A 19,481-nucleotide genomic window follows, 5' to 3' on the forward strand; every position below is an offset into this window, starting at 1 on the left:
AGCATCATATAAATGGGGATTTAATCTCATCAATTACGGACTTAAACGAATGGTTTTTCATTGAATCAAAAGTAAATTCATCCACTAGAATTGCATCCCAACGAGCCGATTCCACTGTAAGTAAATCATCCATTTCCTGTTGATTTAATTCGTTTTTTTCAACTTTTTCTTGTAGTTTCTCTCTTAATTTACCAAACTTGACTCGTTTCAAATCGCCCATTTTTTGAGTGATTTGATCAGCTTTGATAATTAATTGCAAAGCATGCTCCATCCGATCAACGGGTTGTTGTGGATCACCACTTAAATAAATCCATTTTTTCAATCGATCACGATAGACATTATTCTGGGCTGCCAATTTTACTAATCGATAATCCAGTTTATCACTTGGATAACGCATTGTCTGGCCCATAGGAAACGCTAAGAAACGCACTATAAATCCTAACACTTTGGACGGAAAATTATTACATAAATTAATCATCGATTTTTGTGCATGATAAAAGCAGTACGATACCGCCCATTGAGCATATAATTGGTCATCGGGATGATCCCCATTTAATTGCACATTACGCAAAACAGCCATTGCCATATAAAGATAAGACATTCCATCCGCTAGACGAGCAGACAAACGCTCTTTACGCTTTAAATCACCGCCTAATTTAATCAAAGACAAATCTGCAAGCCATGCATAAGCATGACTTAAACGCGCTAAACGCTGATACTCGCGTTTCATTTTTTGTTTCGGTGCACTAATAAATACCCCTGCTGTCCAGGCGGAACACACTGTTTTCGCAAAATTTTGCAAGAAGTATTGAATATGTTTCCAAATAACCTTTCTAAATGCTTCTTTATCCTGATTGGAAATAGCATAAAACTCGTCACGAATATAGGGATGACAAGCCATTGATCCTTGTCCAAAGATCAATAAATTCCGAGACATTATATTTGCCCCTTCCACAGTAATAGAAATAGGAACCCCATGATAAAAATTAGTTAAATAGTTGCGAGGTCCCACTACCACGGCACGCCCCGCATGTACATCCATCGCTGAATTCACAACTATTCGTGCTAGTTCAGTATTAAAATACTTGGTGATTGCTGACGCAACAGAGGGCTTTTTATGCTCATTTACCGCAGCTACTGTGAGTAATCGAGTGGAATTAATCAAATAATTTAATCCAGCAATCTCTGCAAGCTTCTCGACCACTCCTTCAAACTGAGCGAGTTCCACATTAAATTGGCAACGAATGCGTGCAAAAGCACTCGTTGTCAAATAACAAACAGAAGAAGAAGCGGCACCCAGAGCAGGTAAAGAAATAGAACGACCAATTGATAAGCACTCAACCAACATTTGCCACCCACTACCTATTCTTTTTTGTCCACCAATTACAGTAGATATAGGTACAAAAATATCTTTCCCACGAATGGTACCATTCATAAATGGTTGATCTGCGGGTAAATGACGATTTCCAATTTCTAGATTAGGAGTATCACGAGAAATGAGTAGACAAGTAATTCCTTCCGCTCCTTCACCTTGTAATAAACCATTAGGATCTTTGACATTAACTGCTAATCCAATCAACGTAGCAATTGGAGCTAAAGTAATCCAGCGCTTGTCTAAAGTAATGTTAAAACCTAACACCGTTTCGCCTTCAACAGTCTTCTGTACCACAATAGCATCGGACTGAATGGATGTTGCATCGCTCCCTGCGCCCGGTTCGGTTAAAGCAAAACAAGGGATATCAATACCTTTTGCCAAGCGTGGTAAATAATAAGTCTTTTGTTCCTCTGTTCCATAATAATTGATTAACTCTCCTGGACCTAAGGAATTAGGGACCATTACAGTCACTGCAGCTACACCAGAACGACTGGCAATTTTCATCACTACATCAGAATGCGCACGCGCCGAAAAACCTTTGCCGCCGTATTCTTTGGGAATTACTAGTCCTAAAAAACCTTTTTCTTTGATATAAGTCCAAACTTTCTCAGGTAAATCACGGGATTGGCCGATTTCCCATTCATCTAACATGCCACATAACGTTTGAGTTTCATTATCAAGAAATGCCTGCTCTTCTGTCGAAAGAGCAGTACTTATATTGGCTAATCTATCCCAGTCAGGTTTACCTGTAAAAATATCTTGCTCTAACCAAGTATCACCAGCATTAAGCGCTTCCTCTTCCGTTTTTGACAATTTCGGAATCGATTTACCTGCAGTTTTGTAAAGATAATCCGCAATTGTTGCACGCAAAGGCTCTAAATAGACCACAAGTAATGCGGAGATAATCACTAACCAGAGTAGAAAACCAACAATCCAAGGCAAACCTATAGCGAATGTTGCTATGATTAAATAGAAAACACTTCCTAACTCCCAAACTAATGGGTTCATTGCTCTATAGAGCACTACTAAAGTAAATATCAGGTACAGTAAAAAAAACAAAATGGCCATAATATCAATACCTTCCCTTGCTTTGTACAATAAAGGTGTAGTATATACTCTTTACTTTATAAGTAGCAATTGCACATGAACCAACGTTTGATTTGGAATTTTGAATTTACCCCCAAAAAAAGCTTACCCTTAGCGACTTACGTGGATAGCAAAGATGACCACATAAAATGGGAAGCTCGTTATTTTTGGCAGGATAATAAGCCCATTATTTTAAACACTATTGATCCCTCACTACTCGACATTACTCATTACAAACAGAAACATAAAGAAGACTATTATTATTTATTGCCAGAGCAAAACTACAATATTAAGAAGCGACGCAATCAATTACTTTATAAACCTTTACTTCAAAAAACAGACTCTGCTTTTGGTTTTGGCACCAAAATACTTCTAAGCACTCCTCAAGATTCGCTACATCAAACTGAATTAACCGATCCTGATTTACTAAAAATAATGCACCAAGTTACCAATGAAAGCATTGAGGTTCCTGTTAAAAAGGAAGCTTTTATTTATTCCTTTTCAACCCAGCCGAAAATAAAAATGGAACTTGCACGTCTTGACATCTTTGACAAAGTCTATTTTAGCGTTTGTATTGAAGGACGATCTCTTTATTTAGTAGAAACTATTTCCAAATACTTGCTAGAAGAACAAGTTTCCTGCGAATATGTAACATTCCTGAAAAGTCTACTGAAATTATGCTAAAGACCCTTTTCGCTATTATTCTAAGTTTTGGAAAAATCGGTCTCATATCCTTAGGAGGCGGTAACTCCATGTTAAAACTCATGGAATATGAAGCTGTTGAATACCGACATTGGATAGGACAAGAGGAATTTGTTGCAATGGTCGGATCGACCTTTATTTTCCCGGGACTAACTGGGGTTAAATTATCCGCACTCATAGGATATAAAGCGGCTGGAATAACTGGATTAATTTTTGCTATCCTAAGCCTTAATTTGCCTGGATTACTCATGGCTGTGGCAGGCTACCATTGGTTAACTAGCCACAATGGACCCGTGATGCGTAAAATCATGATCGGAGTACAATATGGTGCTCTGGCTTTACTGGCTGCAGCAAGTTATTCTGTTGCTCAAGGAGTAGTGGGTATGTATTTTTCTATTCCAATTGCTTTGTGCTGCATCCTATTTTTTATTGCGCTAACTTTTTGGAATTTATCACCTTTTTATGGTTTTATATTATTTATTGGGGTTTGTTTTTTTCTAGTGCGTTGAATAGGGTCTGTTAACAATTTTAAAAATCAATGGAGTTACTTTTGGAAACTAAGTTGGATAATCCGGAGTATTATATTAATAGAGAGTTTTCTATTATTGCATTTAATCAGAGAGTCCTTATGTTAGCCAATGATGAACGCGTTCCTTTGTTAGAAAGGATGCGCTTTCTCAGTATATGCAGTAGTAATCTCGATGAATTTTTTGAAATCCGTGTTGCAGGTCTTAAAGAAAAAATCGCAATGTCTTCAGGTAAATTAACTATTGATGGTTTGCGTCCAGATGAAGCATTCAGTCAAATTAGTCAAAAAACACATAAACTTATCGAGCAACTCTACTCTATATTTAACAAGCAACTTCTTCCTGCATTGAACAAAGAAAGGATCCACTTTCTGGAAACAGAGCAATGGACTGATGACATCCATCTGTGGGCAAAACATTATTTTAAACATGAAATTCAACCTATAATTAGCCCTATTGCTTTGGACTTAGCGCATCCTCTGCCACAATTGATTAATAAAAGTTTAAACTTTATTATTTCTCTAAGTGGAAAAGACGCTTTTGATCGTAAAATTAACTATGCGGTAGTGCATGCTCCTCGATCAATTCCAAGAGTCATTCATTTACCTTCTGAGTTATGCGGTGATGCTCATTATTTTGTATACCTTTCTTCTATTATTACAACTCATGTAGAGAGTTTATTCCCTGGAATGGAAATTAGTGGTTGTTACTCTTTTCGTCTTACTCGCAATAGTGACTTATTCTTGCGTGAAGAAGAAATTGATGATTTAGCTAAAGCGGTACAACGTGAAATTTTTTCACGCCACTATGGTCATGTAGTTCGACTTGAAATTGAAAAAAATTGCCCTGAAAAAATAGTGGATTTTTTACTGCAAAAATACCATCTTCGTCATGAAGACACTTATTATTGTGATGGTCCAGTAAATATCCAGCGTCAATTAACAGCGATTAACAGTATTAATAGACCTGATCTGAATTATCCTCGTTTTACGGCGCAATATCCTGTATTTTCCAAAGCTGAACGTAATTTATTTAACGTGCTCGATGAACAAGATATTTTATTACATCACCCTTACCAAAGCTTTGATGTAGTGATTGACTTTGTGAGACAAGCAGCAAATGATCCTAATGTTTTAGCAATTAGCCAAACTCTATATCGAACTCGATCGGAATCAGTTATGGTTGATGCTTTGGTGGATGCAGCACACTCGGGTAAAGAAGTGACTGCAGTCATTGAATTGCGGGCTCGTTTTGATGAAGAATCTAATCTGAAATTAGCCAATCGTTTACATGCTGCAGGAATTTTGGTGCTTTATGGTGTGGTAGGATTTAAAACGCATGCGAAAATGACCTTAGTTGTTAGGCGAGCCCATGGAAAATTGAAGCGTTATGTTCATTTAAGTACTGGAAATTATCATGAATATACTGCAAAACGTTATACTGATTTTGGATTATTAACCTGTGAACCTACAATTGCAGCAGATACTCAAATTATTTTTCAACAACTAACTGGCTTAGGAAAAGTAGTTAAACTCAAATCATTAAGCCATTCACCGTTCACGTTACAAAAAACGTTATTGCAATACATAGAACAATGCACCGCCGCTGCCTTAAAAAAAGGAGATAGCGAAATTCTCCTTAAAGTGAATGGATTAGCCGATAAAACAATCATTCAAGCTTTATATAGAGCATCACAGGCTGGAGTCAAAATAAACTTGCTTGTACGTGGAGTCTGCTGTTTAAAACCAGGCTTGCCTGGCGTTTCAGAAAATATACGCGTGCTTTCCTATATAGGTCGATTCCTAGAACATCATCGAATATTTTATTTTCGAATTAATGAAGAAGAGTTTTATTTTTGTTCCAGTGCTGATCTCATGGAACGTAATTTATACCATCGTATTGAAATTATGTTCCCCATTCTTGATGAAAATTGCAAAAAACGAATTAAACAGGAAATTATAAAAAACTACCTCAAAGATAATAGTAATACCTGGGAAATGCAAAGTGATGGGAGTTATAAACCAATCACTCAAGGTAATAACTGTGCCCAGGAAAAGCTCATTACACTTTATCAAGATGAGGAAACTTCAATGTGACCGTTCTTTAGCGAGAACACGTTAATTGAGCATTTTCACCTAATTGCAAATGCGCTTTTGTTCCCAAAGGGATAGGAAAGTTGACAGGACCATGCCCTATTCCTTTGATTCTTAGCACAGGAATATCACTACTTTCTGCAAAACGCTGCAAAACGGGTTCAATTAGAGAAGAACCATTAGGCTCATACCCCTCAAGAAAATCACCCAGTAAAATCGCAGCAGCATTGGTAAAAATACGTGCTTGCTTTAAATGCTCGAGCATGCGATCAACACGGTACCCTCGTTCGCCAATCTCTTCGAGTAAAATAATTTTATCTTGACCATCTATTTGCCAACAAGTCCCAATTCCTGATTGGATGATTGCTAAATTCCCACCAGTAACGCAAGATTGAATGAAACCTTCCTTTTGTGCCTGCTGATTAAGAGGGGTTAATTCTTTAAATCGTGCTGGTGCATCATGAAACAAAATTGACTTTACAGAAGCAATCGATTCCTTGGTAAACTTATCAGGAGCAGCAGCACCATGAATTGTTGGCCACCCCCAATGCTGCTGTAAATAAAGATGGAGACAGGTTACATCACTTATACCTACAAATATTTTGACATGTTCAGGAGGGGAAACTTCAGCTAATCTCGAGATCAAACGCGTAGCACCATAACCACCACGTACACAGATTACTGCTTTTGTTTGAGAGTTTTTTAGGGCATTTTTTAGGTGCTTCAAACGCATTTCATCAGTATTAGCGCATAATAAATCCTTGGCAAAAATATCGTTCTGCACGATACAATTTAACCCCCAAGACTCTAATAACTCTTTTAATTCGAATAACTGTCTGTCAGTACTCCGAGAAGATGGAGCAACAATCTCAATGGAGTCTCCGGCGCTTAAAACAGGTAGCTTTCTCATGCTGTCTCTTCTAAAAAATAAGGTAATTTTTTATATCTCACTATTCCAATTTTAAAACTGGATCCCGTATAAATGCTACGTATCCCGCTTTCGCTGGGAACAAGTTTTACGGGATAACGCTCGTTTAGCGACATCAAAGGCATTTGATGTCGCACTCACGCTAAATTAATAGAGTCTTGCTTAATTTTCCAGGTTCTTCGCGAACTAAGCGAGGCAACAAATACCCTGGCAATAAATTTTGTAATTGTTGAAAAAGAGCCTGTACTTTATTAAAAGGCAAATCAAAATGAGCTGCTCCAGTTACTTTATCTAATACATGTAGATAATAGGGCAAGACACCAAATGAAAATAACTTGTGACTCAAGTCCGCCAAAATAGGAGCATTGTCATTGATACTCGCCAATAAAACTGTTTGGTTCAACAAATGACAGCCTATTTGCTGTAATTCATAAATTGCTTGTCGTACAGAGTCATCTAGTTCTTGTGCATGATTGCAATGCAACACAACAACCTTATTCAATTTAACTTTTTTTAATAGGGCAAGTAAGCCTGGATCGACCCGTTCTGGAAAGACGATAGGAATACGTGTGTGGATACGCAAGGTATGCACATGAGTAATCCGTTCTAACTGCTCTATCAGCTCTCCAAGAACGACATCCGATGCTAATAATGGATCGCCTCCACTTAAAATTACTTCAGTAATACTTGTATCTTGGGCAATATAATCACAAATACGTTTAAGTCCTACACGTCCGGGATTATTATTTTGATAAGGAAAATGCCGGCGAAAACAATAACGGCAATTCACCGCACATACGCCAGTCATTGTTACTAAAACACGGCCATGGTATTTATGAATGAGTCCGGGAATAGGGTTTTTACTATGCTCATCCAAAGGGTCTATACTGTATTCCTCACTTCCTTGGAGCTCGTATTCAGAAGCCAAAACTTGAAGTAATAAGGGATCAAAAGGATTTCCTTTTTGCATACGGTCGGCAAATCCTAAAGGAATACGACTAGGAAATTGCTTTTCAGCATGCAAATTCCCAATTGATAAGGGTAACTCCAGATACGTTAATAATTCTGTTACTGAAGTAAAACCCTGAGCTAATTTTTTCTGCCAACTTAAAGAGGTATCTCGCATTAATAACACAGACTTGATAAACTGTACGAACTTTAACTAAAACCAAAAAAAATCTCAACTGTGGAGTACTAATGGCAATCTATAGCACCAATGAATTTAAAAATGGCTTAAAGGTAATGGTTGATGACGCACCTTGCGCCATTCTTGATTGTGAATTCGTTAAACCAGGCAAAGGCCAAGCATTTACTCGTATTAAAATCCGGAATTTAAAAACAGGCCGAGTTGTGGAGCGTACGTTCAAGTCGGGAGAAACATTACCTTCTGCCGATGTTGCTGATGTAGAAATGCAATATCTCTATAACGATGGTGAACATTGGCATTTTATGGTTCCTGACAGTTTTGAACAATATGCCTTGAGCAAAGAAGTACTTGCTGATGCAGAACAATGGTTAAAAGAACAAGATATTTGTATTGTTACTCTATGGAATAATGATCCCATACAAGTAACCCCACCTAACTTTGTTATTTTGGAAATCATAGAAACAGATCCTGGCGTACGAGGCGATACCTCCGGAGGTGGTGGAAAACCCGCAAAACTAGAAACAGGAGCTGTAGTCCGAGTACCTTTATTTGTGCAAACCGGTGAATTAATCAAAGTAGATACTCGCAAAGGCGAATATGTATCCCGCGCTAAAGAGTAATAGGATAATAAGTTCCCCAAAGTTTTGGGGACGAACTACGTCCTGTTCTTCCATTACCACTGAGCCAAAATGGGGTGACTTTAGAGCACTGAAACGCAGCATACACGAAGTATGTGAGTATCGGAGTACATAAAATCACGCCTTTTTGGCCAGGGATAGTAGAATGGTCAATAGGTCCTAATAAACCTGATATGAATTATACATACCCCAATAACCAACATTCCCCAAATCATTATAACCGTAATAATAACCATCAGCATCATTGTAATAATCTATTTCCCAGTAAGGATTAGTATTATAATAACTAGTGGAATAGATGTATTTTGGAGTATAATAAGATGGCGTGTAGTAAACTCTTTCAGTAACACATCCTGTTACTAGAAGTAGGGATCCAACCACCATTAAAGTAAGCATTAATCTGTTCATAATCCCTTCCTAATTGTTGAATGCACACTTAATTCTTTAGATGGAGTCTGAGAATACAGGCAATGACTTCCCTGTATTCTGAGCCCGTAATTGAAGTAAAATGGAGGTTTATGTAGAGCTTAAGGCTTCCTACCATCTACATAGGCTTACACACCGCTCTCCAAAGCAACCTCCCCATCTGGTACTATTAAATGGTTCAGGCAGGATTAGTCATTACCCATATGTATAAATAATAGACTAAAAGACTTGGTTGTGTAAATTTTTTAAACAATATTCGCCTATTTCTTAATTCTCGATAAGTGATTAGCAGAAGCTTGTACTGTAGGCATTATGATCATTTCTTCAATATCTACGTGCAAGGGTCGAGTAATACAGTATACGATTGCATCAGCTATATCCTCTGCTAACAAGGGTTGAAAGTCTTGATAGAATTCTTTTGCTTTTTGCTTGTCATTCCATCGCACTTCACTAAACTCAGTTTCTACCGCACCTGGAGAGATTTCAGTTACACGAACGGGGCTACCAAGCATGTCTAATCTCATCGTTTTTGAAAGAGCATGTACTGCATATTTTGTTGCACAATAAACATTGCCATTGGGATAACATTCATGGCCTGCTATTGAACCAATATTAACCACATGACCATAACCCCGTTCAAGCATACCAGGAATCAACGCTCGGCTCACATAAAGCAATCCCTTGATATTAGTATCAATCATTATATCCCAATGTTCTTCAATGCCTTGTTGCAAAGGAAGAGTATCTAAGGCTAATCCAGCATTATTGATTAAAATATCTATTGATTGCCATTGACTGGGCAAGGAATCTAAATATCTCTTGACTTGTTCATGCTCACGTACATCTAAAGGTAAAATATAATGTTCCTTACCATAACGTTGACGCAACTCTTTAGCCAATTGTTCGAGACGTTCTACACGCCGAGCACAAAGTATGAGACGTGCCCCATGTTTAGCACACAACTGAGCACAAGCTTGACCAATTCCGCTTGAAGCACCAGTGATTAAAATAATTTTATCCATTAAGTCATTCATCTTTTATACCTTTATTTCACCACAAGAAAATTAGAAACTACCAAGTTCTATCACTTAAATTTATAAAAAATTTAGTTCGAAAGCGCCAACAATTTTATTACTTCATCGTCTGTTGTTTGTGAAAAGTCATTGTACCACAATCCTACGGCATAAAAATTAGCTGGACAAAGTGGGCAGATAATCGTGTCAACCAAAGGGGCTAACTCATTACATGTAGAACGTGCGGCAACAGGAACCGCGATGATAATTTTTGCCGGATGCTTCTGTTTTAAAGCGGCAATGGCGGCGCGCATTGTGTAACCTGTTGCAATACCATCATCCACAAGAATTACAATTTTTTCCATTAGATCCGGAAAGGGTTTATTGCCGCGATAAACTGATTCACGACGTGATAATTCGTTTTGTTCTGATTGTAAAATTTTATCGATCGCGTCCTTTTTTATATGGAGAGTACTCAAAACTTCTTCATTAAAAGCCACTATACCTCCAGAGGCTATAGCTCCCATAGCAAATTCTTCATGACCGGGAACTCCTAATTTTCTTACAATAAAAATATCAAGTTCTAGTGACAACTTTTTGGCGATTTCATAGGCCACCGGCACTCCTCCCCGAGGTAGTGCTAAAATAATTACATCAGTTCGGTTCTCATAATCCTTTAGCAAATCAGCCAGAACGGAGCCTGCTTGATATCGGTCACTATAGTTCATGCCAATTCTCCAAAATAGTCCTTATTTCTGAAGTTTAGCCTATTTGTTTTGCTGTGCTATATTTTAACAATTAGCTATCTCACGGAGGAAATAGCCATGAATGTCACAGAAAAGATCATCAAAACCCACCTTCTTGATGGTGAAATGAAACCTGGCAAAGAAATTGCACTGAAAATCGATCAAACACTTTGCCAAGATGCAACAGGCACATTAGTCATGCTTGAATTAGAAGCAATCGAACTCGCACAGACTCAAGCTGAAATTTCTGTGCAATATGTAGATCACAATTTAATTCAAGAAGACAACAAAAATCCAGATGATCATCTCTTCCTCGCAAGTGCAGCAAGACGTTTTGGTTTTTATTTTAGTCGACCAGGAAATGGAATTAGCCATGCGGTTCACATGCAGAATTTTGGGAAACCAGGAAAAACCTTAACAGGCTCAGACAGTCATACCTGTGCTGCTGGCTCATTAGGAATGATTGCTATTGGCTCTGGTGGACTGGAAGTAGCCATGGCAATTGCAGGCTATCCACTCTATATAAAAATGCCTAAAATTCTTGGCGTACATTTAACTGGAAAATTACCTCAATGGGTTAGTGCCAAAGATGTCATTCTGGAAATGTTGCGTCGATATGATGTCAAAGGAGGCGTAGGTTACATCATAGAATACTATGGAGAAGGATTAAAACATTTAAGTGCTATGGATAGACACGTCATCGCAAATATGGGTGCTGAATTAGGAGCTACAACCACGGTATTTCCCTCAGATGAGATCACTAAAGAATTTTTGCAAAGCCAAGGTCGCGAAAAAGATTGGATAGAATTAAAAGCTGATAAAAATGCATCTTATGATAAAGATGAAGAAATCGATTTATCCAAACTTGAACCCCTTATAGCAAAACCGACGAGCCCTGGAAATGTAGTCCCTGTTGCTGAAATTGCCGGTGAAGAAGTGTATCAGACTTATATTGGTTCATCAGCAAATCCAGGTTACCGTGATTTTGCGATTGCTGCTGAAATAGTAAAAGGTCGTACTGTCCATCCGAATGTATCCTTTGATATTAATCCAACCTCGCGAACAATTTTAGAAGAATTGGTTCGGGATGGGCATTTAGGTAATCTAATTCATGCGGGTGCGCGTATCCATCAGGCTGGATGCAATGGCTGTATTGGTATGGGACAAGCGCCTGCAACAGAGAAAAACAGTTTACGCACGGTACCAAGAAACTTTCCTGGACGCTCAGGAACAGAGGAGGATAAAGTTTTTCTTTGTAGTCCAGAAACAGCAGCAGCTTCAGCATTAACAGGAGTCATTACCGATCCTAGGACTTTAGACATGCCTTATCCTGAGATAAAACTACCTAAAAAAAGAATACTAAATCCTGAATGTTTTGAAAAACCATTGCCTTTAGAAAAAGCTAAATACATTCAATTGGTAAAAGGTCCTAATATTGTTACTTTGCCTGATTTTGATCCATTTCCCAACTCATTGAAAATACCAGTATTACTCATAGTTGGCGATAATATTTCAACTGATGAAATTTCTCCGGCTGGCGCCAAAGTGCTTCCTTATCGTAGCAATATTCCTAAAATTAGTGAGTTTACTTATTATCATATCGATTCAGATTATGCGAATCGTGCGAAAAAATATAAAAAAGGTCACGTGATTGTTGGCGGAGACAATTACGGTCAAGGTTCAAGTCGAGAACATGCAGCTTTAGCACCGCGTTATTTAGGTCTGAGGGCTGTTCTTGCAAAAAGCTTTGCCCGCATACATTGGCAAAATCTAATTAATTTTGGCATTTTGCCTTTAGTGTTTAAAAACACCAAAGATTATGATGCGATCCATTTAAATGATGTTGTTGAAATCAGTAACTTTCCTAATATCTTAGATAATGAGTTATTCAAGATAAAAATTAATGATAAAGAAATTGAAGTCGAACAAACCCTATCCAAACGCCAAATTGAATTACTTATAAAAGGTGGATTAATTAATTGGGTTAAGGGAGATTTGAAAAAAAAACAAAAAGACAAGTAGACTATTTTTGCCACGACCTCAAAGTATCAATGCATCGCAGCTATTTCTTATTATTTAACGTGAGTTCTACATAAAAACGATATAAAAACACTTTATTTTTTATGTCGAACTCACGTTATTTATATGATTAATCAAACGAAATTTTGGGTCCTAAAGGAACAATCTGTGTTGGGTTAATGGTTTTATGACTGTAATAATAATGTTGCTTAATATGTAAAAAATTTACGGTTTCATACACCCCGGGATAGTGATATAGGCGTTTCAAATAGGGTTGCAACGCTTGATAATCACTAATTCGTTGTTGGTTTGTTTTGAAATGACCGTAATAAACAACATCAAAACGAATTAATGTTGTAAACAAACGCCAATCCACCTCGGTAAGTTGATCACCTAATAAATATTTTTGATGTCGCAAACGCTCATCCAGTTCATCCAGTAAAGCAAATAATTCGATATAGGCCTCTTCATAAGCATTTTGTGTGGTCGCAAACCCACAACGATATACTCCATTATTAATTGAATTATAAATTCTGTCATTTAAGTGCTCTATTTCGGATCGCAAAGCTTCAGGATAAAAATCTCGTTGATCACCCGTTAAATGATTAAATGCATGATTAAATTGACGAATAATCTCTGCTGACTCATTACTAACAATAGTTTTTTCCTTTTTATCCCACAAAACCGGCACCGTGACTCTACCGGTATATTTGCTGTTCGCTTTTACATAAAGCTCATACAGATAATCAAGTCCATAAAGAATATCTCCAGTAGCCCCCATCCCTTTTTTAAATGCCCAGCCTTTTTCAAGCATGTGTGGATGAACTATAGAGACATCAATATAATCATCTAACTTCTTTAACTTTCTAAAAATGAGCGTGCGGTGCGCCCATGGACAAGCAAGCGAAACATATAAATGATAGCGGCCTTTTTCTGCAGGAAAACGGGCATTTGATTCATTACTAATTGCAAAGTGAAATTGAACAGGTTCCCGCTTGAACTTCCCACCTGTTGTAGAAGTATCATACCACACATCATGCCAATGCCCATCAATCATTAATCCCATGATTTGTCCTATAAAATTTTATTTAAGCAATTATAGATTATGTTCTATATTTAGTATTGAACCAAAAATAGAGAAATGTATGAATAATTCAACTAATCCTTATCTTTTAGGAAATTTTGCTCCAGTTCATGATGAATTAGACGTAAAAAAATTGGAAGTAGTTGGTGAAATTCCTCGAGATTTACAGGGAGTGTATATGCGTAATGGACCTAATCCAGCATTCCCACCAATTTCATACACATACCCTTATGATGGTGATGGCATGATTCACGCGATCTATATTAATCAAGGTAAGGCAGCATACAAAAATCGATTTGTTGAAACTAAAGGATTAATTAAAGAACGAAAAGCGGGAAAAGCACTTTATAGTAGTGTTATAAAGCCTGAGCCCATAGATCCTCAATGGGCAGGCCCTGAAGATCACCCTATTGCTCTAAAAAATGGCGCATTCATTCATATCATTCGTCACCATAACACGTATCTAGCCCTCAATGAAGGATCTCCAGCATACGAGATGAATGTACATTTAGACACTCTTGGTGAGTGGCAGCCTTATAAAAACCGTCCTCCTATCGATGTATGTGCGCATACCCGATGGGATCCCGTAACCGGTGAATTATGGTTTGTCAATTATGCATTAACACCACCTTATTTATCTTTTTATCGATTTGATAAACAGGGTAATTCGATTCAAAAATGGGACATTGAAAAATCCAATTGCTCTATGGTCCATGATTTTATTTTAACCCCAAATTACGTACTCGTTTTTGACTGTCCCGTAGTCTTTGATCTACAACAAATCATGGCTAGCGGAGCCATGTTGAGCTGGGAACCGGAACTCGGCGTGCGCATTGGCGCCATGCCACGCACTGGCGGAGCAATGAAATGGTTTCACACTGATCCATTTTTTGTTTTTCATTTCGCTAATGCATACGAACAAGACCATGAAATCATGATTGATTATGTAAAGCATGAAAAAATAGTACTTCTAACACAAGAAAATCAATCAATCCCGCCTCGATTAAATCGTATTCGCCTCAACTTAAAAACTGGGACGATAAAAAACAGTGAATTAGACGATCGTCTTGTTGAATTTCCACGTATTAGGGAAGATCATGATACTTTGCCTCATCAATTTATCTATACCCCATCAAAAACTGGAAATCATAAAGGGGCATTTAATGCATTAATCAAGTATGATATAACCCATCAAAAATCATGGGCTCATGATTTCGGTGCTCACGCAGAAATCGGTGAAGCAGTTTTTGCACCTGCCGCATCCAACCAAGCAGAAGATGATGGTTATTTACTTTTATTTGTTTATAATGCAGCCACTAATCAAAGCGAATTCGTTATTTTAGATGCACAAAACTTCCTGGATAAGCCACTAGCCCGGATTAAAATGCCACGCCGTATCCCCCATGGATTACATGGCTCGTGGATGCCAGGAACTTGGTAATGAAAATAAGCTCTGAAATAAAGCTTATTTTCTAAAATATTCCTTTTATCAGGAACCTAGATGAAATTGCAGACAATTACGTTGCTGTTCCTCGTAAAAACTAGGCCACGCATCAATAAATAACCTCAAATTAACATTAGGAACAAGTGCCTTACCTCTAATATCTACTCGAGTAACTGGATCAGGAATAGGCTGAATATTGCTCCATACTGGTAGAGCACTTTGTTTGGAGCTTATCCATTGCTCTATCGAGCTTCGCTCATAGGAATACCCACTTGGACTTAAAACGGGATTTTCTATAGTGGCAAACAGTATAGGATCTTGGATGTCTTCCTCTACTTTCTCCAATTTAGCTAAGTACTCATCAGGCTGTAGTGAATTTGCGGCAATATAATTAATAATAGTTTTAAGTTTTATATTGGGGTAAAAATCATGACCTTCCTCTAAGCTCGGGCACTCTTCCAGTAAATTAACTCGTTCGTACGTGATACCATCTTTAACAAGAGTCACTGGATCTTTCATCAACTTTGCTTCCCCAGTTTTTTTAGTTGCAAGCGGACATGAAAGAGCCATAAGTATTCCTTCGGGCAAAGAAATTATCGTTGATTTTAAATGACGATCGTGTAACTTTTCTGAACGTGAAAGATTAGTGTAAGTCGTGTAAGCTTTTGTTTGTGTTTCTTCGCCAGCTTTTGGGTTTATTCTATTTTCTGGATAATACCCGTTCTCGGATAACAGCGTTAACAACCCAGGAAGATGAGGAGTTGTATTTTCCTCTGTCAACTTGATAATACCACCTACAGAATCAGCAATAGCCTGAAACAGATCACTACCAGGGCTTTCGTTATTACGTATCCATCCCTTTTCATTTGATAACAAATAGCGTTGCGGTATGTTCATTTTCCATTTGGATGAGCCTTTATCATAACTTACCGATTGAACCGTGAGTAACCCATCTACTCGACTCTCACGTATTAGCCATAACTTACCTTCATTTTCTTGTAGTGCGGCAAGCTTAGAAGAAAAATCGGGCTGTTTTTTGAGTAATTCAACTTTGGCTAAAAGGATTCGATTTGTTTCCTTAGGCCCCATTTTACCATAGATAAAAATATCAGCATCTTCAAGTTTAGATTGCATTTTTTCTCCACAGAAATTTAAACATAGTCAACGAAAAGAGGTGATTATACATTGATCACAAAGAATAAACAATGATAAAAATGAATAGTAAAAAGATATTGCGTTTAATTGAAATTCATTTAGACTTAAAAAAAGAACATACTACTTAAGAGCAATCCTATAAATTATTTTAATGTCCGATATAAAAATAAAAGTGATTTTTTATATCGAACTTATGTTCTTTTAGTGAGTTAACCCAATTTCAGAAGCACGTAACTCCTGTGTATTTTCCGATGAATGCGTTTTTTCTTGCCACCAATATTTCAACTGTTGAAACCCCTGTAAAGTCGCCCTATATAAATCAGGAAGAATAGAAACAATGGCATCAAAAAAATCAGTAAAGCCACCTTTGTTAAAACCATAAATACAACGACTAAATTCAGCCCCTTTTTTACTTAAAGCAATTATATCATCCTTTTTAGAGAAGAATTGATGTGGGTTAAAACCCAATTGAAACTGGGCCTCATAATCTTTTAATTCCTGAGCAAAAATACCTTCGATATCATCCGCTAAAAGATGCTCGACTTGTATTTCAGTAAGAACAGGATAAAGTGTCGCCATCATAGTTCGCACCGTCTCGTTCTTAGTTAACTGCTCAATTGAACGATCTTTGCGTTTACCCGGGCCTTGTCCAAGACTCCAATTGCATGCCCCAACCAGTAGGGTTAATGATTCATGATAGTCTGCATATGCAGTTGCCCGTTGACTGATATAATAAACTGTAGCTCCCCACCCTATCCAACCTAAAAAGCCAATTACAGGAAGAAATGACAAAGCAGTCGCTACAACACCAAACGCAACACTTCCTAAAATTTTTTGATCAATGCTATGAAGTTGTGCCGATTTATCTTTAAACAATGCAATACATTTATTTAAAAATTCGATATGTGTCGAATTTGTAGAAAGAAAATTCTGCTCTTCTTTAACTTGAACAGCAAGAACATTGCGATTCGCTGCTTGGGCTGACTTTGGAATAACGAAATAGTTTTCTGATTCCCTTTGTAACCTGTTAAGCTCATTGTTGATACCAAGCTGAGGTACTGAAGTAGAAACAGATTGCGTTTTAATCCTTAAAAATTCAAATACTGATGCCATTTGTGTTCCTACTCGCCAAAAAAATTCATTCTAAATTTTATTGAACCTGATGACAATATGCCTTTGCTCAAAATTTACTTAATAAAAAAAATATTTATTCAGAAATAATCTTTTTTAGAATCAATTCATTAGCGAAAGATGATATTTATTGACCAAAACCTTTAAAACATGGAGATCCTAATGATTGCATGGCACTACATCGAATTATTGTAGTTGTAGCTGCAGCATTATTAGCAATTTGAATCACAAAAGCTCGCCCATCAGTACAAGCGACGTTCCAATATGCCGCACCATATAAATCAAGTCCTTGGAAAAAAGATTTGATAGGCACACAAGGTTCACCGGCTGAATTGACAATATTACCCAAAATTTGAACTTGCTGATCGGATGTTCTGCTTGACAAGATCTCACTTGCAATATTGGCATAGGTAAGTGAAGCTAATGCTAATAGAGAAACTGCTATTATTGACTGTCTCATGTCGCATCCTTACATTGAGTAACAACAAGATTTTGGTCCTATGATGTTATTGTAGGATACGATTGGATTTAATTGCAAAAAAGAGCCAACAAGATAAATTTTAAGCCACCTTCTTTAAGTACATCGCTTAAGTGTAAAAAAACAATCCATTTAAAATGCGCAGCATTTATACAAGATTCCATGCTTATTCTGAACTTTGCACTTTTGCTCGAAAAATGGAACACCTTGACACCAAACCTGGCACACTGTAAAAATTAAATCGTCAATGGGAATGAAAAGGAGAATGTTATGGAAGGAAAACTAGAGCTGTATCAGCAGGAAATTAATTCTCAAACTCAAACAATTTTTACGCGCCTAGAACACTATCGTAATGCCATGTTTGAAATAAAGAAATTATTAAAGGATTATTTCTTTAATACATGGCGAACACAAAGACTCACCGAAGTCGCCCAAGGAGAAGAAGTCGTTTTTAGCTTCAATATGGTTCAGCAAGCCATGGAGAATTGTTTGGTTGATGAGAAAATATTAGTAGAAACCGCGCAAACAAGTATCAAGGACACAGAAAATCCAAGCCTTATTGCGGCTTTTGAGCCTTATGTTTTAAAGAGTGGTTTGCCATTGGAATTAAATCAAGAAACTGGTTTGTTTCTCTTTAAACCCGAAAAACCATATACACCAATGGCACAAGTTTTTATGCGCCAATTTGCTTATGCTCTAAGTATTTATCGTATATGTTTGGGCGTTTGCGAAACTTATTTTGCTATTTATAGTCATCCAGGAATAGAAACCAAACAACAAAAAGATTATATTGAGTCCGCGAATTTTTTAAAACAACAACTTAATGAAGAAATTGATTTAATTTCTTTATATAAAGAAGTAAAAAAAATTGAACATGAAATTTTACGCTTGCTCCGCACTGAGAAAATACATGAAGGGTTAGATCAATTTAAAAATGATATCGATAAACTTAAAATTAAATTGATTACGTTATTGGAATCTGGAGCTAATTATTTGCAAGATTCCTATAAAGAATTCCCTAATAATCCTATATTATGGCTACTTCATGATCGGAGTTGGCACGCATTACTTAAAACGATTTCAGGCCTTCTTTATGCTCAGCAATATAACTATTCTACTTTATATGGCACATTAGAAATTAAGAAAGAATTTATTAGTTTAATTAAGACAGAAATTGACAAGTTTGATACCGCTGTATTAGCAAAAACTCCTTTAGTTAAAATTGAATTATTAAAAAAAGCTGCAAAACTTATTAATGGAATAAAAATTGATATCCTTGCTCAGTTTGCAGAGAAAGAAATAGAATTGGTTGAGGCCCCTAAAGTCGGTATCTTTTCTCCTTCCCAATCTAATAATATTTATGGGCGCTATTTTGCTTATCATAAAAGTCTGTTAACAAATAACGACTGTGTTGAAGAAGAACACGTTGAAAAAGATGAAGAAGAGCGAGTATACAAACCTTTGTAAATAGATATTGACCCACCAAAAG

General features: G+C 37.0%; 17 protein-coding genes. 7 read left to right on the plus strand and 10 right to left on the minus strand.

What is annotated here, in order from left to right; translation table 11 throughout:
- Window positions 1-4: 4 nt before the first annotated feature.
- Window positions 5-2,443 carry an acyl-CoA dehydrogenase gene (locus Lgra_RS04405; RefSeq protein ID WP_058498079.1) on the minus strand — a complete coding sequence of 813 codons (2,439 nt, stop codon included), beginning with the start codon at window positions 2,441-2,443 and terminating at the stop codon, window positions 5-7.
- A 75-nt stretch (window positions 2,444-2,518) separates the two neighbouring features.
- Here Lgra_RS04405 and Lgra_RS04410 point away from each other — a divergent pair, with 75 nt between their 5' ends.
- The 3 genes from Lgra_RS04410 to ppk1 are packed head-to-tail and all read left to right on the plus strand — an operon-like array spanning window position 2,519 to window position 5,786.
- Window positions 2,519-3,145 (plus strand): hypothetical protein, encoded by a 627-nt coding sequence (locus tag Lgra_RS04410; protein WP_058498080.1) that lies wholly within the window; start codon window positions 2,519-2,521, stop codon window positions 3,143-3,145.
- Window positions 3,139-3,672 carry a chromate transporter gene (locus Lgra_RS04415; protein ID WP_058498081.1) on the plus strand — a complete coding sequence of 178 codons (534 nt, stop codon included), beginning with the start codon at window positions 3,139-3,141 and terminating at the stop codon, window positions 3,670-3,672. The genes Lgra_RS04410 and Lgra_RS04415 overlap by 7 nt, the downstream gene beginning before the upstream one ends.
- Before the next feature lie 41 nt (window positions 3,673-3,713).
- Window positions 3,714-5,786, plus strand: a complete 2,073-nt coding sequence (gene ppk1, locus Lgra_RS04420) for a polyphosphate kinase 1 (RefSeq protein ID WP_172468403.1) — start codon at window positions 3,714-3,716, stop codon at window positions 5,784-5,786.
- A gap of 7 nt (window positions 5,787-5,793) precedes the next feature.
- Here ppk1 and Lgra_RS04425 read toward each other — a convergent pair whose 3' ends face one another.
- Complete coding sequence (locus tag Lgra_RS04425) at window positions 5,794-6,693, minus strand: S66 peptidase family protein (protein WP_058498083.1); 900 nt, start codon at window positions 6,691-6,693, stop codon at window positions 5,794-5,796.
- 160 nt (window positions 6,694-6,853) lie between these two features.
- A complete protein-coding gene (gene epmB, locus Lgra_RS04430) occupies window positions 6,854-7,837 on the minus strand; it encodes an EF-P beta-lysylation protein EpmB (protein ID WP_058498084.1) in 984 nt (327 codons plus the stop codon).
- A gap of 71 nt (window positions 7,838-7,908) precedes the next feature.
- Between epmB and efp the strand changes: the two genes are divergently transcribed.
- The gene (efp, locus tag Lgra_RS04435; protein ID WP_058498085.1) at window positions 7,909-8,478 is read left to right on the plus strand and encodes an elongation factor P; all 570 of its coding nucleotides are present in this window, start codon (window positions 7,909-7,911) and stop codon (window positions 8,476-8,478) included.
- A 177-nt stretch (window positions 8,479-8,655) separates the two neighbouring features.
- Here efp and Lgra_RS04440 read toward each other — a convergent pair whose 3' ends face one another.
- The 3 genes from Lgra_RS04440 to Lgra_RS04450 form a co-directional block, all read right to left on the minus strand.
- Window positions 8,656-8,904: a hypothetical protein gene (locus Lgra_RS04440; protein WP_058498086.1), complete on the minus strand. Its 249-nt coding sequence runs from the start codon at window positions 8,902-8,904 to the stop codon at window positions 8,656-8,658.
- Between the two features lie 278 nt (window positions 8,905-9,182).
- Window positions 9,183-9,956 carry an SDR family oxidoreductase gene (locus Lgra_RS04445; protein WP_058498087.1) on the minus strand — a complete coding sequence of 258 codons (774 nt, stop codon included), beginning with the start codon at window positions 9,954-9,956 and terminating at the stop codon, window positions 9,183-9,185.
- A gap of 71 nt (window positions 9,957-10,027) precedes the next feature.
- Window positions 10,028-10,663, minus strand: coding sequence for a phosphoribosyltransferase (locus tag Lgra_RS04450; RefSeq protein ID WP_058498088.1), 636 nt, complete (start codon window positions 10,661-10,663; stop codon window positions 10,028-10,030).
- 96 nt (window positions 10,664-10,759) lie between these two features.
- Here Lgra_RS04450 and Lgra_RS04455 point away from each other — a divergent pair, with 96 nt between their 5' ends.
- The gene (locus Lgra_RS04455) at window positions 10,760-12,703 is read left to right on the plus strand and encodes an aconitate hydratase (protein ID WP_058498089.1); all 1,944 of its coding nucleotides are present in this window, start codon (window positions 10,760-10,762) and stop codon (window positions 12,701-12,703) included.
- A 127-nt stretch (window positions 12,704-12,830) separates the two neighbouring features.
- Here the strand turns inward: Lgra_RS04455 and Lgra_RS04460 are convergent, their stop codons facing one another.
- Complete coding sequence (locus Lgra_RS04460) at window positions 12,831-13,766, minus strand: glutathione S-transferase family protein (protein ID WP_058498090.1); 936 nt, start codon at window positions 13,764-13,766, stop codon at window positions 12,831-12,833.
- Window positions 13,767-13,845: 79 nt separating this feature from the next.
- On the opposite strand from Lgra_RS04460, the gene Lgra_RS04465 reads away from it, so the two are divergent.
- The gene (locus Lgra_RS04465) at window positions 13,846-15,225 is read left to right on the plus strand and encodes a carotenoid oxygenase family protein (protein WP_058498091.1); all 1,380 of its coding nucleotides are present in this window, start codon (window positions 13,846-13,848) and stop codon (window positions 15,223-15,225) included.
- 48 nt (window positions 15,226-15,273) lie between these two features.
- Here Lgra_RS04465 and Lgra_RS04470 read toward each other — a convergent pair whose 3' ends face one another.
- The 3 genes from Lgra_RS04470 to Lgra_RS04480 form a co-directional block, all read right to left on the minus strand.
- Complete coding sequence (locus Lgra_RS04470; RefSeq protein WP_058498092.1) at window positions 15,274-16,362, minus strand: U-box domain-containing protein; 1,089 nt, start codon at window positions 16,360-16,362, stop codon at window positions 15,274-15,276.
- Between the two features lie 222 nt (window positions 16,363-16,584).
- On the minus strand, window positions 16,585-17,496 hold the full coding sequence (locus tag Lgra_RS04475) for a hypothetical protein (protein WP_058498093.1): 912 nt from the start codon (window positions 17,494-17,496) through the stop codon (window positions 16,585-16,587).
- A gap of 145 nt (window positions 17,497-17,641) precedes the next feature.
- Window positions 17,642-17,974, minus strand: a complete 333-nt coding sequence (locus Lgra_RS04480; protein WP_058498094.1) for a hypothetical protein — start codon at window positions 17,972-17,974, stop codon at window positions 17,642-17,644.
- Window positions 17,975-18,262: 288 nt separating this feature from the next.
- Between Lgra_RS04480 and Lgra_RS04485 the strand changes: the two genes are divergently transcribed.
- Complete coding sequence (locus tag Lgra_RS04485; protein WP_058498095.1) at window positions 18,263-19,459, plus strand: hypothetical protein; 1,197 nt, start codon at window positions 18,263-18,265, stop codon at window positions 19,457-19,459.
- The last annotated feature ends 22 nt before the right edge of the window (window positions 19,460-19,481 follow it).

The organism is Legionella gratiana (assembly GCF_001467695.1).
Lineage (GTDB): Bacteria > Pseudomonadota > Gammaproteobacteria > Legionellales > Legionellaceae > Legionella > Legionella gratiana.